The organism is Candidatus Zixiibacteriota bacterium (assembly GCA_036397555.1).
Lineage (GTDB): Bacteria > Zixibacteria > MSB-5A5 > WJJR01 > WJJR01 > DATKYL01.
On sequence record DASWIS010000015.1, the window covers coordinates 37,178 to 64,058 of the forward strand.

Annotated in this window: 13 protein-coding genes; 7 read left to right on the plus strand and 6 right to left on the minus strand. The window is 61.0% G+C overall.

The features are described 5' to 3' along the window. Entirely contained in the window at positions 1 to 1,458 is a 1,458-nt protein-coding gene (locus tag VGB22_06040; protein HEX9750827.1) for an RtcB family protein, read from the plus strand. Positions 1,459 to 1,554: 96 nt separating this feature from the next. Here the strand turns inward: VGB22_06040 and VGB22_06045 are convergent, their stop codons facing one another. From VGB22_06045 to eutM, 4 genes are all read right to left on the minus strand, one after another. Next, complete coding sequence (locus VGB22_06045; GenBank protein ID HEX9750828.1) at positions 1,555 to 4,647, minus strand: T9SS type A sorting domain-containing protein; 3,093 nt, start codon at positions 4,645 to 4,647, stop codon at positions 1,555 to 1,557. A 349-nt stretch (positions 4,648 to 4,996) separates the two neighbouring features. Then, positions 4,997 to 5,971, minus strand: a complete 975-nt coding sequence (locus tag VGB22_06050; GenBank protein HEX9750829.1) for a cysteine synthase family protein — start codon at positions 5,969 to 5,971, stop codon at positions 4,997 to 4,999. 88 nt (positions 5,972 to 6,059) lie between these two features. Further along, a complete protein-coding gene (locus VGB22_06055; protein ID HEX9750830.1) occupies positions 6,060 to 7,520 on the minus strand; it encodes an aldehyde dehydrogenase in 1,461 nt (486 codons plus the stop codon). A 160-nt stretch (positions 7,521 to 7,680) separates the two neighbouring features. Further along, entirely contained in the window at positions 7,681 to 7,965 is a 285-nt protein-coding gene (eutM, locus tag VGB22_06060) for an ethanolamine utilization microcompartment protein EutM (protein ID HEX9750831.1), read from the minus strand. 332 nt (positions 7,966 to 8,297) lie between these two features. Between eutM and purD the strand changes: the two genes are divergently transcribed. From purD to greA, 6 genes are all read left to right on the plus strand, one after another. Beyond that, on the plus strand, positions 8,298 to 9,620 hold the full coding sequence (gene purD, locus VGB22_06065) for a phosphoribosylamine--glycine ligase (GenBank protein HEX9750832.1): 1,323 nt from the start codon (positions 8,298 to 8,300) through the stop codon (positions 9,618 to 9,620). A 16-nt stretch (positions 9,621 to 9,636) separates the two neighbouring features. Then, the gene (gene purE / locus VGB22_06070) at positions 9,637 to 10,101 is read left to right on the plus strand and encodes a 5-(carboxyamino)imidazole ribonucleotide mutase (GenBank protein HEX9750833.1); all 465 of its coding nucleotides are present in this window, start codon (positions 9,637 to 9,639) and stop codon (positions 10,099 to 10,101) included. Between the two features lie 115 nt (positions 10,102 to 10,216). After that, a complete protein-coding gene (locus VGB22_06075) occupies positions 10,217 to 11,014 on the plus strand; it encodes a tetratricopeptide repeat protein (GenBank protein ID HEX9750834.1) in 798 nt (265 codons plus the stop codon). Positions 11,015 to 11,158: 144 nt separating this feature from the next. Further along, positions 11,159 to 12,109 carry a cation diffusion facilitator family transporter gene (locus VGB22_06080; GenBank protein ID HEX9750835.1) on the plus strand — a complete coding sequence of 317 codons (951 nt, stop codon included), beginning with the start codon at positions 11,159 to 11,161 and terminating at the stop codon, positions 12,107 to 12,109. Beyond that, positions 12,106 to 13,416 carry a hypothetical protein gene (locus VGB22_06085; GenBank protein HEX9750836.1) on the plus strand — a complete coding sequence of 437 codons (1,311 nt, stop codon included), beginning with the start codon at positions 12,106 to 12,108 and terminating at the stop codon, positions 13,414 to 13,416. Before VGB22_06080 ends, VGB22_06085 begins: the two co-directional genes overlap by 4 nt. Positions 13,417 to 13,529: 113 nt before the next feature. Further along, on the plus strand, positions 13,530 to 14,012 hold the full coding sequence (gene greA, locus VGB22_06090; protein HEX9750837.1) for a transcription elongation factor GreA: 483 nt from the start codon (positions 13,530 to 13,532) through the stop codon (positions 14,010 to 14,012). 106 nt (positions 14,013 to 14,118) lie between these two features. On the opposite strand, the gene VGB22_06095 is transcribed toward greA, so the two are convergent. After that, the gene (locus VGB22_06095) at positions 14,119 to 20,736 is read right to left on the minus strand and encodes a T9SS type A sorting domain-containing protein (protein HEX9750838.1); all 6,618 of its coding nucleotides are present in this window, start codon (positions 20,734 to 20,736) and stop codon (positions 14,119 to 14,121) included. Positions 20,737 to 21,468: 732 nt separating this feature from the next. Further along, positions 21,469 to 26,520 carry a T9SS type A sorting domain-containing protein gene (locus tag VGB22_06100; GenBank protein ID HEX9750839.1) on the minus strand — a complete coding sequence of 1,684 codons (5,052 nt, stop codon included), beginning with the start codon at positions 26,518 to 26,520 and terminating at the stop codon, positions 21,469 to 21,471. Between the last annotated feature and the right edge of the window lie 361 nt (positions 26,521 to 26,881).

The following is a 26,881-nucleotide window of genomic DNA, read 5'->3' on the forward strand; positions in this document are numbered from 1 at the left end:
ATGTCGATCCGCGAATCGGCGGTCCAAGTCAAGCCCTACGTCTGGGAGATCCCCCCCGATGCCAAACCGGGTATGCGTGTCCCCGCGCGCATTCTCGCATCACCGGTGCTCTTTGAATCGATGGATGATGGTGTCTTTGAGCAGGTTACCAATGTCGCGACCCTGCCCGGCATTCGCCGCCACGCGCTTTGCATGCCGGATGGACATTGGGGATATGGCTTCCCGATCGGCGGTGTGGCGGCTTTTGATCTCAAAGAAGGTGTCATCTCACCCGGTGGAATTGGCTTTGACATCAATTGCGGGATGCGTCTGCTGCGCACAAATCTCACGCTCGACGAAGTCCGACCGAAGCTCACGTCGCTGATGGACACTCTCTACGCTCTGGTCCCCTGCGGAGTCGGCTCAAAAGGGGTTTTAAGGCTCTCTGACGCCGAGTACAAGGAGATGACGACGTTGGGTGCGGGTTGGTGCGTTCGCCGCGGTATGGGACGCCCTGACGATCTCACGCACATCGAAGAAAACGGCTGTATCCCCGGAGCCGACCCGGATGCGTGTTCGGAGAAGGCGATTACACGCGGGCTGTCCCAACTGGGCACTCTCGGGTCAGGGAATCACTATCTCGAAGTCCAGGTGGTCACCCCGGACAATGTCTTCGACCCGGCTGTTGCCCAACAGCTTGGCATTGATCGCCCCAATCAGATCTGCGTGATGGTCCACTGCGGTTCTCGCGGCTTCGGCCATCAGGTCGGGACCGATTATCTGCGGATCTTCGCCCCAGCGATGCGTCGCCACGGAATCACGACCGCCGACCGTGAACTTGCCTGCGCCCCATTCGACAGCGATGAAGGGAGAAGTTACTACAAGGCAATGATTTGCGCGGCAAACTCGGCCTTCGCCAATCGACAGATGATTACCCATAAGATTCGTGAGGGCTTCGCAAAGACCTTTGACAAGCCCGATTCCGCGCTCGGATTGGAACTTGTCTACGACGTTGCGCACAATATCGCCAAGATTGAACGTTATGACATTGATGGACAACCAGTTGAACTCCTAATACACCGTAAGGGTTCAACCCGCTCTTTCGAGCCGGGCCATCCCGAAGTCCCGGAGGTATATCGTTCTGTTGGGCAGCCCGTTATCGTCGGCGGATCGATGGAGACAGGGTCATATCTCCTCGTTGGTACACGCACGGCGATGCAGGAAACATTTGGATCGACACTGCATGGCTCCGGCCGCACCATGTCACGCACCAAAGCCAAGAAGCTTGTTCAGGGCGAAAAACTCCGTAAGAGCATGCTTGACAGAGGGATAGTCATCCGAGCCGCTTCGCTGAGCGGGCTGGCCGAAGAAGCCGGATTTGCCTATAAAGACATCTCCGAAGTGGTCGAAACAGTCCACGCCTTGGATATATCTCGCCGCGTTGTTCGCCTGTTGCCGATCGGCAACATCAAGGGCTAAATCCGCTCTTCAGAAGCGATGGATCACAAAGACTCAGCCCCTCCGGTCGACTGACCGGAGGGGCTGAGGTGTTTCGCGTGGTGCTGAAGCGTGGGACTACTTCATCAACGTCATCTTGCGGCTGGCGACAAATTCGCCGGCATTGACGCGATAAAGGTACACACCTGACGCAACGGAATTGCCGTTTTCATCAAGTCCATCCCAGGAGACTTGCTGCGGACCGACGCCGTTGCCCGCAAATGTGCGGACGGTCTGGCCGGCGACGTTGTACACCCGCAAGGTCCAGTCACCCTCGTTGACCAGGTCGAACGGAATCACCGTGCCCGCGTTGAACGGGTTCGGGTAGTTCTGGTGCAACGAGTATTCGGTGGGACGATTGATGGCCGCCGCCGAGGTCGACAGCAGTTGGCCTTCCGCATCCGAGACCTGGTTGTCCACCAGCTCGATGCGTCCGGTGCCCTCGAGGGGCACGCTAAACAGCGCCTGTGTGCCGGAGGCAACGCTGGTCGGGTTGTTCGCGTCGGGAGAAACCAACACGCGCAACTCGCCATTGCGTGCCGATGAACTGATGTTCATCCCCTGGGTCGCGGCGGTGAGCACGGGCTCGCCGATCGCGACTCCGGAATAGCGGAAGACGAACATCGCGCCGCCCAAGCCGTCCGGCGTGGTGGCGGATACGTTCATGGCACTGTTGTCCACAGAATAGGACACGCTGCCGGCACTGGCATACGGCGACATTCTCGGATTGCCGCCCGGCGGGAACGGCTGCGCATCACCGGTGATGATGCGAATCAGGTACACCAGGTCCGCGACCGTCAGGACGACACCGTCGTCGTTGACGTCGGAGGCCAATAGCTGCACCGCCCGCAGGTTGGCATCGGAGTGGAAGACGTCGATGCCATAGATGAAGTACCGTGAATACAGAACCGCATCACCGATCTCGTTGGCGATCGCATTCAGGTTCAGGTCGCCGCGGTCATCCGGCGGCTCCTGCACACAGACACGGCCGTTGCAGAGGTTGATGATGTCGCGCGGGAACGTCTTGCCCTGGTCGATGCACGAGATGTCCGAACCGATCGGCAGGAACGTCGTGTCGCCCGATCTGCTGGAGAGCGCGTTGTCGCCGCAATCCAGGGTGCAGAAGCCCACCAGCAGGCAGGACCCGATGAAGTTGCGATCGGAGGTGACCAGGAAGCTCAACGCGATGATCTCGCCGTCCAGAAGGAATTCGGCATCGTCGGGATGATTCGCCGGCCCGTTATCCAGATCGGCGATGGCGACCACGCGCAGGTAACCGGTCGGGCATCCGCCCGGGCAGTTCGACTGCGGGCTGTGACGCCACGTGAAGTACTCCCATGCGGCCAGGTTGCCGACCGCCTCGGCGCCTAAGAACGACAAACCGGTTTGATCGTAGCACAGCAGCAGGTCCAGACCGCCGAGCGCGTATCCGTCGGCAATCTTGACATACACAGTGACGATCTCACCGTTGAAGGCGTCGATGATCGAGTCGGTCACTTCGCCGGAGTCGCCCGCGCAGAGCGTGAACGCCAGCACGTCGATGGTGAAGCAGCATTGATCGCTGCCGCCGCAACCGTCGGCGACATCAAGGCACACTTCCCACAAGCCCTCGTCGTTGTTGTCCGACGATTCGGTCTGCCACGAGAATTCACCCGTGTTCGGATCGATGCTGGGGGCATTGTGCGGAACACGTCCCGGATCCTGGAGGTGCTCAATCGAGATCAGCGAGAACGTCAGGTCGTCGCCGTAAGCATCGCTGGCGTCCGCGTCCGTTTCGATCAGGTCGCCCAGGATCGCCAAGTCGATGTTGTCCGGACAATCGATGACCGGATCCGGATTGATGACTTCGATCGTAAAGTCGCAGTCATCAGTCTTGCCGGTCGCATCGGTGACTCGCACGGTGATCGTGTAGACCTGTCCCAAGTCCGCGCAGTCGGCGTCGAAGCTGTAAGTCGCGCCGTTGATGCTGCCCGCATTGGTCGGGGCCGGCACTTCACTGACGATCGACCAGGAGACCGGACCGCAATCGACGAACGATGTGGTCAACGCCTTGTCGAACGAGTCGTCCCAGTTGACCTGATGTGCGCCGGAGACATTGCACACCGGCGGATTCGAGGTGATCGTCACGTCGAACGAGCAGTCGATCGAATCGCAGTCGTCGGACCCACGGAAATTGATCGTGTGCAAGCCGACGTCGCTGCAATCGGTGCCGTCCAGATTGAACAACCCGTCGGACGATACCGACACGCTCGCGCCGCCGTTAAACGGCGGAACCACGCTCACCAGCGAGTAGGTGATCGCATCGCCGTCCGCATCATCGACATCCAACTGCTTGTCCACGATGCTGGCGGAATGATGGATCGACTCGTTGTTGTTCGTGCCGCAGGTCGGCTGGGTGTTGGTGACCTCAACGTCGAAGCTGCACTGTGCGGTCGCGCCGCACTGGTCTTCGACTTCCGCGGTGAGCGTGTGGGGGCCCTTGTCCGCGCAGACCGCGTCATACTCGAACAACCCGTCCGAGGACAACGTGGCGCCCGTCAGCCCGCCGTCATCAACCAACGTCCAGCTCAGCGACGCGATGTCGCACGCGTCCGGATCGGACGCGTCCAGCTGCTGGCTGAGCGAACCGTTCCACGGCGTGCTCTGGTCCGGGCACGAGGTCGTGTACGGATCCTCGTTGACCAGATCCCACTCGCCCTTGGACCAGCCCAAGGCAAGCGGCAGGGCGAAGCAATCGAGGGTGACCCATGCTCCGGCCGGTGGATAAAATGCTGTGTCTAGCTCGAGATGCCCTATGCAGTCGTCCGGTGTGGTAATCGTAACGGTCCAGAAGTCCGGGTAGTTGCCGTCCGGAACGCAACCAACGAAGTTGGCGACGCCCTGGTTGCCGGAAACCCCGGTCCCGATCGTCAATCCACCCGGCTGATCTACGCCGGGTACGATTGCATCAATCGTACCGCCACCGGTGAGAATCAGGGGCAATCCCCATGCACCCATGTCTGTTCCCGCCAGACTCAAGAAAATCGGGATATCGACCTGGGCACAGCGGGGCAATGTCTGCGATTGCAGACCGCCCTGATCCACTCCGCCTGCTGATTGGGCAAAGGCGAGACTGGTTGAAAGAAGCAAGGCCATGCTCACGCAGGCCAAGACTATAAGTTTATGCTTCATTCTCCATTGCTCCTTTACCTTCGTTTCCAAGAAATCAGCGTCAGATAATCCTGACACCGTCGCGCTCTCGCTGCAGTTTTCCATGATGCAGTGCATCAGGCGTAACCGCCTAAAGCGCTTTAGAATAGGAACACGAAAGGAAATCTATTGGTGACAGGAAACCCTATGGAACGCAGGGCACCCTCGCGGTCTTGATCTTTCGCGATTCAAAACCAAAGAGTGGTTGATCAATGAGGCTATGTCACTTACAAGCAGCGTGAACTGCTCAGCACGATGATGAAGGTAAAGAAAAATGTGAGATTGTCAACTGAATTCACGCAAGTTTCTCAGGGCGGCCTACCGATCCGGCCTACGACAAACCCTCCCGCGCCATCCAGGTATCGCTCAGAAACTTCGATAAATAGCGCATGCCGCTGTCCGGGAGTATGGTCACCACCCGCAACGGCTCAGACTGCGCCTCCAGCCACTTGCACATTCCGGCGACTGCGTAGCCGGATGACCCCCCGACGATCATGCCCTCCTCACGGACAATCCGTCTGGCCATGCTAAACCCCTCTTTATCAGTAACTTGCACAACCTCGTCGACAACACTGAAATCCATCGCCTTCGTCGGGGTATCAGTGCCGATACCTTCGACCTTATACCGCCCCGGCTCTCCTATGATGTTGTCATGGAATATGTTATGGAAAATCGACCCGACCGGATCCACCGCGATGACCTTTATCGACGGATGCATCGTCTTCAGAAATCGGCCAACTCCCGAAAGAGTGCCCCCTGTCCCGATCCCAGCCACCAAGACGTCAATCTCCCCATCCGTCTGCTCCCAGATCTCAGGCCCGGTTGTCTCCGCGTGGCAGTCGATATTCCACGGGTTGTGATATTGATCGATCAAGTATGCCCCCTTCGCTTTAGCGAGACGGCGGGCTGTCGAGTAGTACGAATCCGGGTGGGCGGCTGGCACATCCGTCGGGCACACAACCACTTCGGCGCCGACTGCACGAATCAGATCGATCTTCTCCGTGGACGTCTTGTCCGGGACCGTAAACAGCGAGCGATACCCCTTGACCGCGGCGACCATGGCGACGGCAACCGCCGTGTTGCCGGAGGAATTGTCGATCAACAGCTCGCCCGGCTTAATCAACCCCTCTCGCTCGGCGCGTTCAATGATGTACAGCGCCATGCGGTCCTTGATCGAGCCGGACGGGTTCAGGTACTCGAGTTTTGCCAATACTTCGTGCGGCAATTCCGTCGTGACATGACGTAACGGAACCAGAGGCGTGTGGCCGATGCAGGAGAGCAAGTCGTTTCGATGAGTACGATTCATCAGCCGTCTCCGCTAATAGATTATACGCCAACCGGTTCCGCCGGAACCCGTGGACCACGAAGCATGTATCCGCATGTCAATTAAAGCTTTAGATGATACGGAAGTAGTCCACGAGCGTGCAGCGGCGAGGCCGGGTAAAGGTCGATGCCCTAGTGATTCCTTCTCCGGTCGTGCCCGCGATCGACATGCTGGCGAATCCTTCACCGCCCAACCCCAGTCCGGCGAGATTCGGACCATTCTTGACGAAGATGTTACCGTTACAACGCTGCGCCATCGCCGATAGGTTTGCGACATTGGTCGAGTGCATGACGAAGGTGTGCTGATAGTCATGCTCCGCAACGACCGCGTGCTCTATCGCCTCCTCGAATGTCCGGCAACGGACGATGGGGATGACTGGCATCAACTGCTCGGCCATCACCAGTGGGTGATCCCAATTGACCTCAATGATCGCGAGTTTGGCATCAATGGGCGGTTTCAAGTCGATCTCGCGGCAGATCTGATCTAAGTCTCTGCCCACCATATCCTTATTCGGCCGTACATGTCGATGCCCGCGCCCAATTTTGTCCTCTTCAATGACCAATCGCGTCAGACGGTCGGCATCGTTGCCGGTCACTTCAAACGCGCCGTTCGCGATCATCTCACGCTTCAGTGCATTGGCGACCTTGTCGACGACAAAGACTTCCTTTTCATCGGTACACAAGATGTTGTTGTCGAAGCTCGCCCCACGGACAATGTCACGCCCTGCCTGCGCGATGTCCGCTGTCTCATCGACCACTACCGGGGGGTTGCCGGGTCCCGCGCAGATCGCGCGATTGCCCGAGGTCATCGCCAACTTGACAACCACGCTGCCGCCCGTCACGAGAATCAGATTGATTCCCCTGTGTTTCATCAGCTTGACAGCGGATTCCTGCGTTGGCTCGGCGACAATCGTGACGGCATTCTCCGGGCCCCCCGCATCGACAATCGCCTGGTTCAGTGCCACCGCGACCGCAGTACAGACATGCTTGGCCGCCGGATGCGGATTGAAGACACAGGTATTGCCTGAAGAAACGAGCGAGATCGCATTGTTGACCACGGTGGCAGGCGGATTTGTCGACGGCGTAATGACCCCGACCACCCCGAATGGCGCCGGCTCGACCAGAGTGATCCCATGATCACCGGTGAACGTCTGCGGTGAGAGGTCTTCAGGGCCCGGGGTCTTGCGCGCCGACAGCAGGATTTTGTCGAGCTTATCTCCGGGTCGTCCCATGCCGGTCTCTTCGACCGCCATTTTGCCCCACAACTCAGCATTCGCCTCGGAGACACGTCGCATCCGGTCTACCAGGGCAAACCGTTTGGCCAGCCCGAGATCCAGCAACTGTTTTTGGGCGATTCGCGCCGCATCGATCGCCTGATCACAATCCACAAATACCGCTCGACCGGGCAAAGAGGCGCCGCTCTCGCGTTGCCGAGGAGGGATAGGCGAGTGCGACAGACCGCGCCCGGCATGCTTCAGGTCGGCGATGACCTTTGCCGCCAGATCGGAAACTTCGCTATCCGTGAGAGACAAATCCTATCTCTTTGTATCACTGCGGCTTAACTTCGAAAAAGACGCTCTGGAAGGAAACAAGCGACTGCCATGCTTCCCGCTCGACCCTCCCGGGCGCAAAGCATGGCAGAATCATCACCACGCCTCGGGCATTCCCGAGGTGGGTCCAGTCGACTACGGTTTAAGTTCCGTCGGGCAGCTTCGTCGGGAAGATATCGTGGACGTTGGTGTGGGGACGCGGGATCACGTGTACCGTCACCAACTCACCGACTCTCTGCGCTGCGGCAGCTCCGGCATCGGTCGCGGCCTTGCAGGCCGCCACATCGCCGCGAACCAACGCAGTGACATATCCGCCGCCGATCTTCTCGTACCCGACCAGAGTGACTTTTGCTGCTTTGACCATGGCATCGGCGGCCTCAATGAGCGCCACCAAGCCCTTGGTTTCGATCATTCCCAGTGCTTCCATAAGTTGGTCCCCGGTCGCCAGTTATAGGGACGTCGACACGACCCCCCGTCCGACCGAAGTTGGAGCATGGTAGACCCCCCTTGTGACACTGTCAACGAAAAAAGAAGACCGAAGTCAAATTCGCACAACTCTGATTCTTTGCCCTTGGGGCGAGCGATGCCTTGCAGTGGCACGTCGTGCGCGAACGATAGGACCGGGCCGTCGTAGAGCTGTCGCCAATCCCGGACTCCGAGCCGAGTGCGGCTCTGTCATCTCGTGTTCAGCGCGACTCAGTGTTTGTCGGGGCCGGATTCCACTGCTATAATGCGCGTTCGGATCGGCGGTAAACAGCTATGCGCAAGATTCGGGTACTGATCATCGGGGGTGGCGGGCGTGAACATGCGCTGTGCTGGGCGGTCGCCCAGTCCCGGCAGGTCGAGCAAGTGTTCTGCGCTCCGGGGAACGCCGGCATCCGTGACGTGGCGCAGATCATCGACATCAGCGCGACCGATATTCCCTCGCTGATCTCATTGGCCGAACGCGAGACAATCGACCTGACCATCGTTGGCCCCGAAGCGCCATTGGCCGCAGGGATTGTCGATGACTTCCGACGTCACGGCCTGCGCATCTTCGGTCCCACTATGGCGGCGGCGCGCCTGGAGAGCTCAAAGGTATTCGCCAAGGAGTTCATGCGCCGCCATTTCATCCCGACAGCACCGTTCCAGGTCTTCGACAATCCCGATGAGGCGTTGAAGTTCATCGCAGCAGCCGAGCGATCGCTGGTGGTGAAGGCCGACGGCCTGGCGGCCGGCAAGGGTGTCTTCGTCTGCAGAGACTCAGGCGAAGCCCGCGCCGCCGTCGAAACGATCATGGTCAAACGTGCATTCGGCGATGCCGGTAATCGCATTGTCATCGAGCGCGTCCTCGATGGCGAAGAGATGAGTGTGATGGCAATAACCGATGGCGAGCGCCTGGAACTGCTCGTCCCCGCGCGTGACTATAAACGCCTCTACGACGGCGACCGCGGTCCCAACACGGGGGGCATGGGAAGCTATGCGCCATCACGTCCGCTCGATGATGAGCTGCTGGCCGAGGTGAAGGAGACGATTCTGGAGCCGACGCTGGCTGCATTGAAGGCCGAAGGTTTCCCGTATTCCGGCGTTCTCTATGCCGGGTTGATGGTCTCCGAGGCCGGTCCCCGCGTGCTCGAGTTCAACTGCCGCTTCGGCGATCCGGAAGCGCAGGCCGTGCTGCCCTTATTGAAAACCGATATCGTCGATGTGATCGGCGCGGCGATGGCGGGACGATTGGACGCCGAACCGCTGGCGTGGCGCGATGAGTATTGCGTCTGCGTTGTTCTGGCGGCACGCGGCTATCCGGGGGCGCCTGACAAGGGGGTGCCGATCGAGGGAAAGGTATCGACACAAAACGGCGGCAGTTCATTCTGCTTTCATGCCGGCACAGTGCGCGACGCCAACGGGATGCTCGTCACGGACGGCGGTCGCCTCCTGGGGATGGTTGCGCGCTCCGACACGCACGAAGCGGCCGTTGCCGCTGCTTATGCGGCATTGGAGGGTGTGCGGGTCAAAGGCGGGCACTTCCGCACGGACATCGGTGTCCGTTCCGGCACGTTCGCGGCACGCCGTCGTCCGGACGCGCGTCGGCGTCGGCGGTGAATGACTGGATCGACGGATGGCTACGACGCCCATGACCAAGGTGTTGATTCTACTGGGATCCGAATCGGATCGTCCGGTCATGGAGAAAACCGTGGCGACGCTGCAGGAGTTCGAGGTTCCCTGCCGTCTCGAAGTCGCCTCGGCGCACCGTCATCCGGAACGCGTGCGGCAGTTGGTTTCCGACGGGAATCGTGACGGGGTCGCCGTTTTCATCTGCGGCGCGGGCATGGCGGCGCATCTGGCGGGTATGGTTGCCGCGCACACGGTGCGTCCGGTGATCGGCGTGCCGTTGGAGGGCTCCGCCCTGCACGGATGGGACTCGTTGTTATCGACCGCGCAGATGCCGCGCGGCGTGCCGGTGGCCACTGTCGCCATCGGCAGCCACGGGGCGGTCAATGCGGCGCTGTTGGCTGTGCAAATTCTCGCGTTATCCGACGCGCGGCTTGCGGAGATGCTCCAGAAGCGCCGCGATCAGGGTTGATCTTCCGGAAAAACCGGGAAATTCGATCGGGACACCAGGCAGCATCAGGAATGTATAAGGTAGTAGTCGACGTCAATGGGCTGTGATGACAGTCCGTACTCCAGGAGGCCAGAGAATGCGCTACAGTCGTGCGCGTGCACACGGTTGGGTCGGTATCGGCATCATGACGGCGTTGGCCGTGGCGGTGTCCGTGGCCGGCGTTTCGGCCGACATCAGCGACGATGCCAAACGGAAATTCAACAGCGGCGTCGAACACGAGAGCGCCGGACACACCGATTCGGCCATCGCCGCCTACGAGGGCGCGGTCACGCTGGCGCCGGAATACCTTGATGCGCACATCAATGTCGGCGCGCTCTACTATGAGAAGGGCGAGCTGCCCAAGGCGGCCGAACACCTTCAGAAGGCGATTGCCATCGACTCGACCAGTGCCAGCGCCTACAAGAATCTGGCCCTGGTGCGCCAGAAGGCCAGCGACCACACAGCGGCCATCGCCACCTTCAGCCAATACCTATCACGCGAAGCCGGTGATGCCAAGGGCTGGGCTTCGCTGGGGCAGAGCCAGTTGGAGTTGCGCGACAGCAGCGCCGCGCTGGCGTCGTATGAAAAGTCGCTGACGCTCGATCCCTCGGACTATCGCACCGCATTTAACATTGGAAACATTCATCAAAACCGTGGTGAGTTTCACAAGGCCATCGCCGCCTATGACAAGGCCATCGCGAAGAATTCGAAATATGTGCCCGCCTATTTCAACCGGGCGGTGTCCTCGCAGCAGTTGGACATGGCCGGATGCGTCAAGCACTACGAATCGTTCATCGCCGTGGCCGGATCGTCCAAAGAGTGGACGTCGAAAGTCACCCAGGCGAAGGACATCGTCAAGCAGATCAAAGATTGGCTCGATGCACAAGGCGAGTAGCGCGCGCCACTGACCGACGTTTCGATGCCCCGTGTCCGGCATGGACACGGGGCATCATTGTGATGTCATCCCGCTGACAAATTCGTGTTGCACCAAATCCCGGCCGATGACAGAATAGAGCCATCGCACAGAATCGGAATCGGAGTGGACACGATCGAAATGCCCGGCGATCCAAACCGAAGCTGCCTGCGGCGGGGGCTGTTCAGCAACATCCTGCTGGTGGCCATCAAGCTGACGGCGGGCATCGTCGGGTCGTCCCAGGCGCTACTCGCCGATGGCATCAACTCGCTTTTGGACGTCGTCGCCGGCGGCGCCTCGCTGTTCGGGTATCGCGTGTCGCTGCGCCCGCCCGATCGCAATCACCACTTTGGGCATCATCGCGCCGAGTCGATTGCGGCATTGGTGGTGGGGATGGCGATTCTGGCGACCGGCGGGATCATCATCCGCGACGCGGTCGCGACTTTGATCCGAGGGACCGACCATGTCCCGACGCTGTGGACCGTACCGGTGGCAGCGGCCGTCGCCTTGCTCAAGGTGGGGCTGGCGGCGCAGGCGCGACGTGTGGCAAAGTCGACCGGGAGCCCCTCGGTGAGCGCTCTGGCCGCCGACCACGGCGCCGACGTCTGGGCGAGCACCGGGGCCCTGATCGGTGTTTCCGCCGCGCGCCTGGGGTGGCCGTTTATGGACCCGCTGGCGGCGTTCTGGGTGGCGGGGGTCATCCTGATGCATGCGCTGCGCGTGCTGCGTCAGAACATGTTTGCCCTCTCCGGCGCCGCACCGCCTGAGCCGTTGACTCAATCGATCATCGATTCACTGCATTCCGTCCCCGGCGTCCTCGGTTTGCACCGGCTGAAGGTGCAGACCAGCGGCATTCGGCTGCTGGTGGACACCGAGATCCTCGTCAGCGGCGAGTTATCGGTCGATCAGGCGCATGCGATTGCCACGCAGGCAAAGGATGCGGTCAAAGGGAATCACCCCAGCGTGCTGCATGTCAGCATTCATGTGGAGCCATACTCGGCGCGGCGTGCCGCCGAGGGCGCCGACCCGTTGCGTCCGCAGGACGCCGTCACATCGAACGTGAGCGCCGCACCGTGACGCGGCACCTGATCTTCGGACAACGGCGCCACGGATATTTTTATCCGTTCGATTTGGTGCGACCGACGTTTCTGTTGCGAGATGGCGCCTGGAGCATCGCCGACCGATGGATCATGGCGCTGTCACCGGTGTCGGTTGCGGCGGTCGTCCCGGAACCGTTGGCCGCGGTCACGGCCGCAGAGACCGGCTGGGGCGCGCCGCCGTCGCATGTGGACGACCGCGACGATGTCTGGCTCATCGTCGGCGCGACCAACCCGTCCGACTCCGGTGTCAACATCGCAGATTCTCATAATACGCAGTTTCATTTCTCCGACTCCTGCGGCGATGTCTTCCGAATACCCGGCGCCGAATGGAATAAACGCAGCGCTGACCTGATCGACTGGATCAGGGCCACCAACGGCGATGGTTGTGCGGTTCCCGCGACGGATTCCGCCGGGGCCGATTCCTTCATCACCGCCAAGGGGATTTGGCGTCTGATCGAACGGCTTGATGCCCGTTTGCGCGCCGACTGCGAGTTGTGGCGTCACGCTCACGGGGCCACATCACAACCTGAGACACACGCGACAACCGCCGTCATCAACCGTTCCGATCTTTGGGTCGGACGCGGTGTGCGCATCGGGCCGCAGACAGTGATCGAGGCCACATCCGGCCCGATCATTCTCGACGATGGCGTCACGGTCGAACCGTTCACGCATCTCGCCGGCCCGGCGTATATCGGCAAACACACGTCGCTGTTGGGCGGCAAGTTTTCCGGCGGTACCGCGATCGGCCCCGGCTGCAAGATCGCCGGCGAGTGGGAGCAGTCGATCGCGCAGGGGTTCTCCAACAAGGCCCATGCGGGATTCTTCGGCCACGGCATCCTCGGCGAGTGGGTCAACCTCGGCGCCATGACAACCAACAGCGATCTGAAGAACAACTACGGCAGCGTGCGCGTTGCCCAACGCGGAGAGATGGTGGACACGGGGCAGATGAAGATCGGCTCCTTTATCGGCGATCACACCAAAACCGGCATCGGCACACTGATCCCGACCGGCGCGACGATCGGTATCGGCTCCAATATCTTCAACGGCGGCCTGTGCCCCAGGGATGTGCCGTCGTTCGTCTGGTGCGGCCCCGAGGGAAATCTCGAGCACCGGCTCGACAAGATGCTCGCCACCGCGAACGCCGCGGTCGCCCGGCGTGCCCAGGTTCTCAGAGCAATCGGACGCAGCGAGGAGCTGACGCCGGCGTCCATCGAACTCCTGCGTCGCATATTTGCCGAGACGGCCCCGGCGCGCCGCGGATTCGTATCGCCGCCCCGGAGTTGACAACGGCCCCCGGGCCGAATGTCCAAGCCGGTTGACACGATCAGGTTTTCGGTTCATCAATACAGTCTGAGCGGGCGGCATCCGGCCCGCTGGCTCTCAGTCACGGATCCGCTATGGCGATTGCCGACTACATCTACCTGACGCCCGACGGCAAACGGAAGCTACAGGATGAACTGAAGCATCTGAAAACCGTCGAGCGCCCCCGTATCATCGGCGAGATTTCGCGTGCGCGCGATCTGGGCGATTTGTCTGAGAACGCCGAATACCACGCCGCCAAGGAACGGCAGGTCTTCATCGAACGGAAGATTTCCGACCTGGAAGACAAGCTGATGCGCGTGCGGCTGATCGACGGAAGCGCCGTCGATGGCGACCGGGCGCGACTGTTGTCCTTCGTCACGGTCCGCGATCCCAATTCCGGCGAGAAAATCCGCTACCAACTGGTCTCCGAAGAGGAGGCCGATTTCGAGGAGGATCGCATCGCGATCCAATCCCCGGTCGGCAAGGGACTGCTCGGCAAAGCCGTGGGGGAGACAGTCAGAATCAAGGTCCCCGCCGGGGAGATCACCTACGAGATCCTCGCGATCGATCGGCCCTGACCCCGACGCCGGGTGTGACTCACACGGCGCTATTCGCCTGTAGCGAATGAAAAACCCCCTGACGCTCTCACATCAGGGGGCTTGCTGTTGCTGCGAATTCAGAGTTCTACTTCAGCAGCGTCATCTTGCGCGTGGCGGTGAAGCTGCCGGCGCTGACACGGTAGAAGTAGATGCCCGATGCCAGCGGGTCGTGGCGGTTATCCGTTCCATCCCAGTTGACCTGGATGTTTCTGGCGTCATCGGAACCGCTGAACGTCCGCACCGCCTGCCCGGCGACGTTGTAGATCCTCAGGTTCCACGCACTGGGCTCGGCCAGGTCGAATGTGATGACCGTGCCGGCGTTGAACGGATTTGGATAATTCTGATTGAGCGCGAAGTGTTCCGGACGCTGCACCGCCGCAGTCGAGACGGACATCAGACCGCCCTGGGCATCGGAGAGCTGCGACCCGACCAGTTCGACGGTTCCCTGTCCATCGACGGGTATACGGAACAGTTCGCGCGGACCCGACGCCATCGAGCCGGGCGATTCCGGATCGGGTGCGATGAGAACGCGCATCTCCCCGTTGTTGGCGCTCGCCCGCACGGACATTCCCGGATAATGGCCCGTCAATTCCGGCTCGCCCAGCGTGACGCCCGAGTAGCGGAACACGAACGCCGCCGCGCCCAGGTCGACCGGTGTTGCCGTGGAGACACTCAGCACGCCGTCGCTGACAGCATAGCGGACCGTGGCGTCATTCACATACGGTGACATCTTCGGGTGTCCGCCCGGCGGGAACGGCTGCTCATCGCCGGTGATGATGCGGATCAGGTAGACTAAGTCCGCAACCGTCAGGACGATACCGTCGTCGTTGATGTCCGATGCCAGCGTTTGCACCGCACGCAACTCCGGATCGGAATGGAACACGCTGACCCCATAGATGAAGTAGCGCGAATACAAAACGGCATCGCCGACTTCGTTGGCAATCGCATTCAGGTTCAGATCGCCACGGTCATCGATCGGCTCTCTGACGCAGACAAAGCCGTCGGAGACGCACAATCCGGGGATCGGATCGCCCTTCGGATTGCTCTGGCACGTGTCGAACAAGATTGACGTTTCAAGGAAGGTCGTGTCGCCCGAGCGGCTCGCCACTGTGTTGTCGCCGCAATCGATCCAGCAGAACCGAATCGGCAGGCACTGATTGATGAAATTGCGGTCTTCGGTAACCTGGAACACGAGTTCTGCAATCGTGCCCATCGGCTGGAAGGCCGGTTCGGAGGGATGCTGCGGGCCGTTGTCCAGATCGGCGATCGCAATGATGCGAATCAGGCCGGTGGGACAACCCAAACCGCAATTGGAACGGCTCCCGAGCCGATAGGTGAAGTACTCCCATTCGTCCAGTTCCGACCCAGCGCTGACAGCGATCGCCGCCAAGCCCGTCTGGTCGTAGCAGAACAGCAGGTCGAAGCCGCCGATCGGCACGTCCAGTTCGTGAATGATGATCGGTACGGTCACCTGCGTGCCGTTGAGGGCCTGAATCACCCCGCCGGATTTGCCCTGTCCCGCTTCGGGGCCGACGCTGATGCGTATGTTGCACTCAGTCTCGCCGCACGAGTAGTAGATCGTGCGCTCACACTCCGATGTGTTGCCGCACTCATCGGTGGCCGTGTAGGTGTCGACGATGAGGATCGGGTCGCCGAGTTGCCCGCTGCCGCTGCTGTCGGTGCGCAAGCAGACGACGTCGACCGGGCCCCCGCAATTGTCGGACACGTCGGCATCGGACTCATCGCATACGGGAATCGTGTCGCCGCAGCCCAGGAACAGATTGGCCGGGCAGACGATGACCGGCGGAACATTATCGTCGATGGTGAATATCTGCTGGCAATAGTCAACGTTTCCGCAGTCATCGGTCGCGCTGTACGTGCGCGTGACCGAGCCGCCGCACGGTCCGCCGGGCAACGGCGAGTCGCCGACCCACGTGATCGTCACCGTGTCGTCGCAGTTGTCGCTCGCGATCACCAATCCCGTGTTCGCGGCGGGAATGTCGTCGACGCACCCGACGGTCGCATTGGCCGGGCACTGCGTAATCACCGGCGCTGTGGTGTCATCGACGGTGAACACTTGCAGGCACGTATCCGCGTTGCCGCAGAGATCGGCGGCGATGTAGCGCCGTGTGACCGTGCCGCCGCAGGGACCGCCTGTCAACGGGCCGTCGCCGTCATGCGTAATGGTCACGCTGTCGCAGTTGTCGGTGGCGCTGACCAGACTGGTATTGGCCACGGGTATCGCGTCGGCGCATTCGACCGTGGCCGGATCCGGGCAATCGGTAATCACCGGCGGGGTGTCGTCCAGCACCGTAATGGTCTGCCACTGGTTGGCCAGGTTTCCGCACGAGTCGACGATGCGGTAGTAACGCGAGATCGTCGCGCCGCACGCCGAGCTGTCTGTGTAGGTGTCGCTGTCGTGGAAGGCATACGACGGCCCGCAGTTGTCCGTCGAGGTGATCAGCGAGGGATTCGGCAAGGGCACGTCGTCGAAGCACTGCACCGTCGTGTCGTTCGGGAACGATGTCACGACCGGCGGGATATTGTCGCGGACGATGATGTATTGCTCGCACTGCGCGGCGTTGCCGCACTCGTCGGTCGCTTCATAAGTCCGCAGGACCGTAAATCTGTGCTGACAGCCGTAGTTGATGATCTGATCGCTGACAAAGTCGATGTCGACCGGGCCGCCGCAGTTGTCGGTTGCAGCCACCAATCCCGGATCCGGGATCGGGATGTCGCCCGCGCAATCCACCGTATCGTCATCCGGACAGTCGGAAATGACCGGCGGCGTGTCGTCGATCACGGTGAAAACCACCAGGCAGGTGTCCTCGTTGCCGCAATCGTCGCCTGCAATGTAGCGGTCGGTGATGACCAGCGGGCTGGCCGCGCATCCGGCGCCGCCATTGTCGGAACGCTCGCAGCGTTTCTCGACGTCGTTATCGCAATTGTCGGTCGCCGATGCCGCCGACGTGTCACAGTCAGGTACATCGTCGGCGCACTGGAAGTTGAGAGTCGGATACACAGGGCAGGTAATGTCCGGCGGCGTATCGTCGATGACCGTGAAAACCACCAGGCAGGTGTCTTCGTTGCCGCAATCGTCGGTCGCGATGTAGCGGTCGGTGATGACCAGCGGGCTGGCCGCGCATCCGGCGCCGCCATTGTCGGAGCGCTCGCAGCGTTTCTCGACGTCGTTATCGCAATTGTCGGTCGCCGATGCCGCCGACGTGTCACAGTCAGGTACATCGTCGGCGCACTGGAAGTTGAGGGTCGGATACACAGGGCAGGTAATGTCCGGCGGCGTGTCGTCGATGACCGTGAAGACGACCTCACAGGTATCCTCATTGCTGCAATCGTCGGTTGCAATGTAACGGTCGGTGATGAGCAGCGGGCTGGCCGCACATCCGTCACCGCCGTTATCGGAACGCTCGCAGCGGATCGCGACAGCAGTATCGCAGTTGTCGGTCGCCGATGCCGAGGCGGTATCGCAGTCGGGGACTTCTGAGGCGCACTGGAACAGGACCGTCGGATAGGCCGGACAAGTGACCACCGGCGGCGTCGTGTCGTTGACGGTGATGACCTGTTGACAGTCGGTCGAGTTGCCGCAATCATCCGTTGCGCGGTAGGTGCGCGTGATCGTGCCGCCGCACGGGCCGCCCGTCAACGGCGAATCCCCGACATGACTGATTGTCACGGTGCCGCAATTGTCGGTCGCACTCACCAGTCCGATGTCTGGAGCCGGGATATTGCTCTCGCATTCGACCGTCAAACCGGCAGGGCACTGAACCGGTGTCGGCGGCGTGGTATCATCAACCGTAATAATCTGTACGCAGTCGGCGGTGTTGCCGCAATCATCCTCGGCCCGATATGTGCGAGTAATTGTCCCGCCGCACGCTCCGCCCGTCAACGGCGAGTCCCCGATGTGGCTGATCGTCACATTGCCGCAGTTGTCGGTCGCGGAGACCAGGCCGGTGTCGGCCGCCGGCACATCGGCGTCACATTGGACCGTGATCGCCGGCGGGCACAGCGTGATGACCGGATCGGTGTCGTCAATGACCGTAATCGTCCGCGAACAGGTATCCGCATCACCGCATGAATCGGACGCTATATATGTATAGGTCAGGATCAACGGATCCCCGGGGCAACCCAGGCCGCCATTGTCGGTGCTGCTGCACGTGACGACGACCGGCGGTGTACCGCCCGTGACTGTCGCATCGTTGGGATCGCACGCCGGGATATCGGCGATACACTGGACTGTTTCATTGCCGGGGCAAGTAATCGACGGTGGCATGCCGATCATGAATGTGACTTCAAATGATGCCGTGCACGTGTCGCAGACGCCCGCGCACTCAATCGTAACGTTGACTGTTTCATCACCAGCCGGTGTATAGCACCAGTTCGTGCCGACCAGCGTGCCGGGCCCGCCGCCGACGATGGTGCAAGTCGCGCCGGTCGCAAACGCCGGGAGGCACACTTGCGTCGGAGCGCATTGGAAAATCGTTGTGTCGTTCGGCACCTCGCAGATCGGCGGCGCCGGATTCGGGAACTGAATATCGACGAACAGCGTGCAGCACTCGCCGCACGGGTCGCAGCAGGTGATGGTGTCGACGACGTGCTCACCCGGAGTGGGGGAATACTGCCACGTTCCGGCGCCCAGCGTGGCGTTGGGATTTGTGTTGCCGCACGTCAGCGTATCGCCGTCCGGATCCGTCGAACTGAACAGAATCGTGTGCACCGGCGGCGTGCACTGCGGCGGTGGCGGAGGTCCGCCGCCCTCAAGCTCGCAGGTAGGCCCCTCGTTGATTTCAAAGGTAATCGAGAAATTTCCGAAGCACGAATCACCGCAGGCGTCGACGCACTTGATCGTCACATCGACTGTCTCATCACCGGTCGGAGTGTAGCACCAGTTGCCGCCCGCCAGTGCGCCGGGTCCGCTGACGATGCTGCAGCCGACAAGGTTGCCATCAGCATCGGTCGCCGAGACCGGCAGGCAGACTTCGGTCGGATCACACTGCTCGAATGTCTGGTTCGACGGCAGATTGCAGGCCGGCGGCTCATTGAACTCAAACGTGACCTTGAATGAATCGACGCAGGTCGCGCTGCAGGAATCGACACATTCGACGATGACCGTGACCGTGCCCTCAGAAACAGGCGTGTAGCACCAATTAGCGCCCGACAGCGCGCCGGGGCCGCTGAGGATGGCGCAACTGTCGAGATTGCCGTCGACATCGGTCGCCCCCACGGGAAGACAGACTTGCGCCGGGTCGCACTGAAAGATCGTCGTATCGCCGGGCAGGACACACACAGGCGCCGTATTCGTGTCGCATGGGTCGGTGCAATCGCCGCTTATGACATTCGACACGCCGACCATCATATCATCATGATCGCCGTTCCCGCCGGTGTGATCGTCGTCGATGAAGATCAGATAGTCGAAATCACCGGAGAACGCGTTGGCGTCCCCGTCACCGTCATACCACACATAGTTCTGGAATCCGGACCCGCTGACATCATAGACGATGAACCACTGGTAACTCTGATTGGCCGGGGGCTCGGAGAGGGCCATCTCTCGGAACAGCCAGGCGTCATTGGGCGGATCGTACACGCCGTTGGTGACACCGACGCCGAGGTTGATATCGTTGAGCAGGTTCAGCCCGAAGACCCCGCTGATTGGGACCGATGCGGTCGCGCCGGTGGCGGCCGTCGGGCTGAAGATCACGTTCATCCCCTGAACGCCCGAAGCAGCCCACGACAGCCAGTTGTTGTCGTCCCACGGGGTGTTCTCACCGAGAATTTTGAAATCGATGTCCGGCCCCGTCGGCGTGAAGCAGGGATCGGAGACCGAGTCTCCGATCAGGCAATCCTCGTCGGTCGTGAGCACCAGCTCAAACGACGACGGCGTGTTGCCGTTGCAGAGATCACACGCGCTGGAATCGACCACGATCGGTTCGCAATCGTTGGATGACGAGAGCTCCACGCAACGCTTTGAGGACGACGAATGCGTGGGATTGCAGGCGCTGTTGCCCGGATTGGGGCAGGGGTTCGGTTTGTCCTCACCACGGAACTTGGCGCGGATCGTGTAATTCCCCGGCGTCGTCGGAAACGTGAGGACGGCGCACGCATCGCCGCTGGAGTTGGTCAGGGCGCTGTCGTTGGCGGTTTGCCCGACGTTGGCGCCGCAATTGCCGGGATTGATGAAGAACAAGATCTCGCGTCCCGCCAATGGCGCCGTCGAGGAGCCGCCGCAGTTCTGTACCAGCTCGGCGCAGACGGTCAGCGTGTCACCGGGACAAATCGAATCGGGGATCGCCGACGTTATCGTCAGGATCGTATTGTGATCCCAGAAGGTTGTTTCGGCATGCAGTCCCGAGGTGAGGCCGTCGGCTGTCAGCAGCAACTCTTCGCCGACATTGTCGTCATAATCGACGATCCAATACGCCTCAAAGCCGCCCCCGGCATCCGCCGTCACGTTCCAAGGGTCGTGGCCGGCGCCGCCCAGCGGGTCGCCGTCGAGGTGCACGACCTGCAGCGTGACTGTCTCGCCTGCCCAAAACCCCGTGCCCGTGATGATGACCGAATCACCGGGCGCGTAATCGTTCTGGTCGGTCGCGACACTTGCGCCCCAGGCGGAAGTGGCTGTCAGCGTGAGAACCGCACACATCGCGATGACCAATCCGGTTGTCTTCAGCAGGCGTGTGGCAGAACTCATTGCATTCCCCTGATGAGTGATCGGTGAGAGTGGCGCTCGGATATCGACGACGGCCGCAAGCGCATGGCACCTGCGGACCGTTGTGCAGTGCCGCAGGCCGTCGAAGTCAATGGAGTTGGGTATGGGTCGAAATGCGAAATAAGACTCAGATAAAATCCCGCCTCAGAAGCCGCCGCTCTTACAAGACCCCCCGAATTGCGTAAGAGCCGACATCGGTGTGTCGGAGACACCACAGGAGCTGGTGCGGGGATGAATGCCATGTAATGAAACTTTCGCTGACTCTCTCTAAGGCCTCGTCTTGTTATGCTCTAAGAAACCAACTCGGTTTCTCAATTTGATTTGTCTTCCGCGATTCTACCCGATGCAACACCGCCTTGTCGCGGCGTCATCCCGACGCGAATCACCCCGTCCATGGGATGGACTACAGGCATCAGCCTGCGTGTGTAAACTCGGCTTTAGGTTCTACTGCGAGTAAAGACAAACCACTCAACGATTGGGTCCGGTACCGGCCCAACCACTAGGCAATTAACCGGGGGGCGGTTAATTGTCAAGGACTTATGCCACTGATCGCGCGAGAAAATCCCCCAAACCTGGCATTCTTGAGGAAGAGTGCGGGGCGGGCGGGGAGGGCAATGCCCGCCGCCGTCGAGGGACCCTGAATCCGAATCCAAAAAGTACAGGCAAGCCGCCAAAACACAACGACTTGCCCATGCTGTCTCAGGGTGTGTTTGATTACTTCAGCAGCAGCATCTTGCGGCTGGCGACAAAACCGGATGCTTCGAGTCGGGCAAAATAAATCCCCGTCCCGACCGGATGCCCATCGGCCCGATCGCCGAGCCAGTTGACCGAAACCCATCCCAACCCGGCCGCACCCTCAAATCGCCGGACCGGCTGGCCTAATACATTATATATGGTCAGACGCCAATCTGATGTCTGCGGCAAATGGAAACGGATCGTCGTTCCGGCATTGAACGGATTGGGGTAGTTCTGCTGTAATTGATAGCTCCCCGGCCGTGACCCAGCGCCGGCGACCGTCACCTCGGCGGTGACGATGGCTCCATCGGGGTCTCCCGCCTGCGCTTCGAACGCTTCGAGGTCGGCGTTCGCAGGCAGCGCCACGCCAAACAGCAGGTGCCGTCCGGCCGGCATCGAACCGCCCGAAGTGTCGCGCACGATCAGAGCCCGCAGGACACTGCCATCAACATTGGCCGACCGGGACAAGCCGGAAGGCAACTCGGCCCACTCGATGCCGCCGAAGCTTGCCTCCGCCGACAGAGAAACGAACACGCCGCCTAAGTCGACGGTGTTCTGTACATAGACATCGAGCCGATCGTGCCCGCGCTCGACGATGATCTCCGCGTGACCGTCGGAGTTGACAACCTTCGGCTGCACATCAGGGCAATTGACCGGGCTGGCGTCGCCGGCGATGATCCGGATCAGCAGGATCAAATCGGCCAGCGTCAGCACGATGCCGTCGCAGTTGACGTCGGATGCCAGGATCTGGTTCTGCATGTACAGCGGATTCCAGACACCGTTGCCGTAGATGAACCAGTTCGAGAACAGGACCGCGTCGCCGATGTCATAGACGATCCCGTTGAGATTGAGATCGCCGCGGTCGTCCTCGGGCGGGATGATGCAGATCGCGCCGTCGCAGAAGAGGATTTTGCGGATTGCCGTGAACTTGTCGCCGTCGAAACACGAATCGGCGACGCCCGTAAACGACAGATACGTCGTGTCGCCGTCGCGGTTGGAGATGGCGTTGTCCGAACAGACCATCCAGCAAAACCGGATCGGCACGCACTGCCCGATGAAGTTGCGATCGGGCGTCGTGTAAAACGAGATGAGCGCCAATGGTCCTTTGGGTTTGTAGGCGTCCTCCGACGGGTGCGCCGCGCCGTTGTTCATGTCCGCGATGCCGAGGATGCGGATCGACCCGCTCGGGCAGATAAAGCAGCCGGTCTGCGCGCCGGTACGGAAGGTGAAATACTCCCACTCGGCGATCGCGCTGTCCGCCGTGATCCCGGCAAACCCGAGCGCCGTCTGATCGTAGCACAGCAGGAAGTCGAAGCCGCCCATCTCGAGTGTCTCGATGACGCGCAGTTTGACGGAGACCAGTTCGGCGTTGAGCGCCTGGATCGTATCGATGCAAACGATGAAGGCCGTATCGATCGACACGCAGATGAGCGCGGTGTCGCGATCATGCAGCCCGCAGGAATCGGCGACGTCGAAGATGAAACGATAACATCCGGTCGTGTCGGCGGTGAAACAGTGCTGCGCGCCCGCCGCATTCCGTCCCAGGATGGCCGAAAACGCGCCCGCGCCTTCCACTTTGGTGACCTCGAAAAGCTGGTCGGTGTCGGGATCGGTCGCGTCGACCGAAAAGCAAATTTGTGTCGGCGCTTCAAAGACCAGATCGTCGGGAACGCCCGTGATGCCCACGCTGGGCGCCTGATTCAATTGCACCACGACGTAGGTCGTGTCCACGTCGCTGGCGTTGCAGGAGTCCAGCGCCGTCATCTCAAAGCAGTAGACTCCCATCGTATCGGCATCGAAACACAAGATTCCCGTCCCCTGATCGATGCTACCGATGCCCTGCGTGATGTCGACGGATTTGAGATTGCCGTTCTCGTCGGTCGCCGCGATGCCGCCGATACAGATCGAGTCGGCTTCGCAGAGCAGGGCGGCCACCGTGTCGGGCACCGACAACTGCGGCGGCGCATTGATCGTTACGTCCACACAAATGGTGTCGGCGTCGGTCAGCCCACAGGAATCGGTGACCTTGACGCCGATGCAGAATTGGTCGGACCCGATCGGCGTGAAGCAGACACTATTGGCGACCGTATCGAGCACCGCGCCCGCCGGAGCAAATTGCAGCATCTCCGTCAGCTTGGCGGGACCGTCGGGATCGGAGACCGTGTAATTGACGCAAATCTGTGTCGGCGAACACTGGAAACGCGTGATGTCCGCTCCGAAAGCCAGCGTGGGCGGGCGGTTTAGTTGCACCGTGATGTAAATGGTGTCAGCGGCCGCACCGCCGCATGAGTCGCTGACCGTCATCAGAATCTTGTAGACACCCGCGGTATCGGGGGTAAAGCACACCTTGTTCAGTGCGGTATCGAGCTGCGCGCCGGGCGGCAGAATGGGTGCCTGCTCTGTGAGCTTCGCCGGACCGTCGGGATCGCTGACCGTGTAGTCGATACAGATCGGCGTCGGCGCGCATTGGAACGTCGTGAAGTCGGCGCCGAGATCGATTTCCGGGTTGCTGTTGAAAGTGACTGTCACCGCGACCGTGTCGGTATCCATCGCGCCGCACGAGTCGGTGACTTTCGCGATGATGATCGAGGTTCCGGCCGCGCCCGGCGTGAAACAGATGCGATTGTTCAGCGAGTCGACCTCGCCCGGTCCGGAGACGAGCACCACGCTCAGCCCCGAACCGCTATCCGGATCGCTAATGCCGTAAGGGATGCAGATGAGTTGCGGCCCGCAGACGAAAATATCCTGATCCGCTCCCAGATCGATTGTCGGCGGCCCGTTCAGGTTGACCGTCACGCAGACAGTGTCCTCGCCGGTGTCGCCGCAGGAATCGGTGGCGGCCACCGCAATACAGTATTCGCCCGCCGTCGGTGGCGTAAAGCACACACGGTCAAGCGCCGTGTCGATGGTTGCGCCCTGCGGCGCCAACGTGAGCAGCTCAGCGACAATTGCCGATCCGTCTAGGTCGCTCACCGTGTACTCGATGCAAATCTCGCCGGGGGCACACTGCGCGACGGCGCGGTCCTCGCCGAGCGACACGACCGGCGGATCGTTGTAGCGAACGGTGATATAGATGGTGTCATAGTCGCGGATGCCGCAGGTGTCTTCGACAAAGCCGCAGAGGCAGTAGACCCCGGCGGTGTCGCTGGGGAAGCAAATCCGGCCGTTGGGCAAATCGAAGTAGGCGTCATCGGGGCCGTTGCACAGCATCGGGTCGAGGTTGTCGCCGTCGGGATCGGTGATCGTGTAGTCGGCGCATACGGTCTGCGGCGCGCAGAGCGTCAGTTCGAAATCCGGCCCCAAGTCGAGCGTCGGCAACGTGTTGACATGCACCGTCACCGCGATCGTATCGCGGTCGGTCTCCCCGCAGGGATCGAGGACTTCGACGATGATGGTGTGCACGCCATCGCCGGACGGTGTGAAACACACCTGATTGGCGGCCGTATCGATCGCGCCGGGACCGCTGATGTACGCTTCCACAAGACCCGACAACCCATTGGGATCGGAGACCGAATACGGCAAACATATCATGGCCGCCGTGCACTGATTGATCGTCGTGTCGTTTCCCAGCGTGATCGACGGCGGCTCGTTGGCTTCGGCCAGCACCGTGACCGTGTCGGTGTCCATCGCTCCGCAGGAATCGGTCACCTTGACGATGATCTGGTATGTGCCCGACGTGTCCGGGGTAAAGCAGACCGTGTTGGCGGCAGTATCGATCGTTCCGAACGCGCTGAGCAATTCCTCGATGACCGGCTGGGGACTGTCCGGATCGCTGACGGTATACGAGACGCAAATCTCGCCGGGCTCGCACTGAAAGACCGGCGCGCCGTTGTTGAGGTCCACCGACGGCGGCGAATTCAGACTGACCGTCGTATAAATCGTGTCACGGTCAAACAGCCCGCAGGGATCGACTACGCGCACGACCGATGTGACGATGCCTTCGGCGCTGCCGGGAACGACCAGCTCCCAGGTGCTCTGATCGACCCGACCCTCGCCGTTGGACACATGGATGAAGAGTCCGGCGGAGCCGTCGGGATCAGTGACCGTCAGCGGAATGCGAATGGAGTCGGGTTCGCACAAAAAGACGCTGGAATCGGGTCCGGAGACCGTCGGCGGAGAATTGACCGATATCGTGAAACTCACTTCACAACTGTCGATGGCGCCGCAGTTGTCGGTCGTACGGATGTCATAGGTAAAGTCGCCGCCCCCGGCCGCGACCGGGATGCACACGGAGTCCTCGATGCCGCTGGCGGCCAGACGCGACTCGGACACGCCGGGACCGTTGATGTCGACTAAGAGCGAATCACCGTCGGGATCGGTCGCGGTAAAGTAAAAGCATACCGTTCCGGAGTCGCACAGACTCGTCACAACGGGGGGACGGCACACCACTTCCGGCAGACCGCTGGGGAGACGGAAGATGGCGACCAGATCATTGAAGTCGGCGTCGGTCAGGAAGGGGAGATCCTCCCAAAACATGTAGAAGGCGTTCGGATCGGGCGTCGGGTAAAACTTGACGTGCGATTTTGCATCGAGGTTGAAGACTTTTTGCGAATACCAATATGTATAGGGGGCACGAAAGAGACACAGCCCGATGGAATCGACATTGCCGATGTCGAACGTCGATGTGTCGCCGGCGCTGGCCGGGCCGGGGACAATGATGACAGAACTGTCCTTGTTCCCGACACGATACCAACAGACGGCATTGGTATTCAGCGTGCCGGAATACTCGGCGATCAACTCGATCCAGCCGCACCCCGGGTCCAGGCCGAACGTCTCGAACATCAGAACGTCTGCCGTGGCGTCCAGACCAGTGCCCAGACTGTCGAGTATCTGCTGCACCGTCGGCTCGGCCGCGGTCAATCCCGCCGCCATGCGACCGAGGGAGTCGGCGAGCTTTTGATCGTACCAATCCGGGTGCGCACTCTCAGCCCCGAAGGCATCGGACACACCGGCTGTGAGCAGCAGCAGGATCGCGCCGAGAATGGCGTACACGTATATTGCGGCCCGTCTACGGGGATGATGGCAGGTCACAGACCCTCCGATGGGTAATGGCCATGAGAGACACGATTGGCGTCATGCCGCGAACCTTGCGAACAGGCGGCGCGTCCCTCATCATAATGAGGACCTTCGCCCGGAGATGGGACGTCCGCGTTACCGATTTCCCCACAAGCGTGAGTCACGTCCGAGCGGGCCGGGCATTCGGTTCGCTGAGGCCGCCGGTTCAGAACGGTTCGGCTTGGTACAGCAGTACGATTGGCCTCTTGTGTGACTCGATTGTGGATCCGACACCGGGCGGTGAGGGTCTGTCCTGGTGTCAGCCGTTCGCAGTAAACTGGGGTGAGGAGAACACTCCTTGTTCGCCAATCGGCGCAAATGAATGTACTGCTTAAAG

What these genes read in the sequence shown, in the direction of transcription:
- VGB22_06040 (HEX9750827.1), top strand. Translation starts at nt 1, where the DNA reads ATGTCGATCCGCGAATCGGCGGTCCAAGTCAAGCCCTACGTCTGGGAG.
- VGB22_06045 (HEX9750828.1), bottom strand. Translation starts at nt 4,647, where the DNA reads ATGAAGCATAAACTTATAGTCTTGGCCTGCGTGAGCATGGCCTTGCTT.
- VGB22_06050 (HEX9750829.1), bottom strand. Translation starts at nt 5,971, where the DNA reads ATGAATCGTACTCATCGAAACGACTTGCTCTCCTGCATCGGCCACACG.
- eutM (HEX9750831.1), bottom strand. Translation starts at nt 7,965, where the DNA reads ATGGAAGCACTGGGAATGATCGAAACCAAGGGCTTGGTGGCGCTCATT.
- purD (HEX9750832.1), top strand. Translation starts at nt 8,298, where the DNA reads ATGCGCAAGATTCGGGTACTGATCATCGGGGGTGGCGGGCGTGAACAT.
- purE (HEX9750833.1), top strand. Translation starts at nt 9,637, where the DNA reads ATGGCTACGACGCCCATGACCAAGGTGTTGATTCTACTGGGATCCGAA.
- VGB22_06075 (HEX9750834.1), top strand. Translation starts at nt 10,217, where the DNA reads ATGCGCTACAGTCGTGCGCGTGCACACGGTTGGGTCGGTATCGGCATC.
- greA (HEX9750837.1), top strand. Translation starts at nt 13,530, where the DNA reads ATGGCGATTGCCGACTACATCTACCTGACGCCCGACGGCAAACGGAAG.
- VGB22_06095 (HEX9750838.1), bottom strand. Translation starts at nt 20,736, where the DNA reads ATGAGTTCTGCCACACGCCTGCTGAAGACAACCGGATTGGTCATCGCG.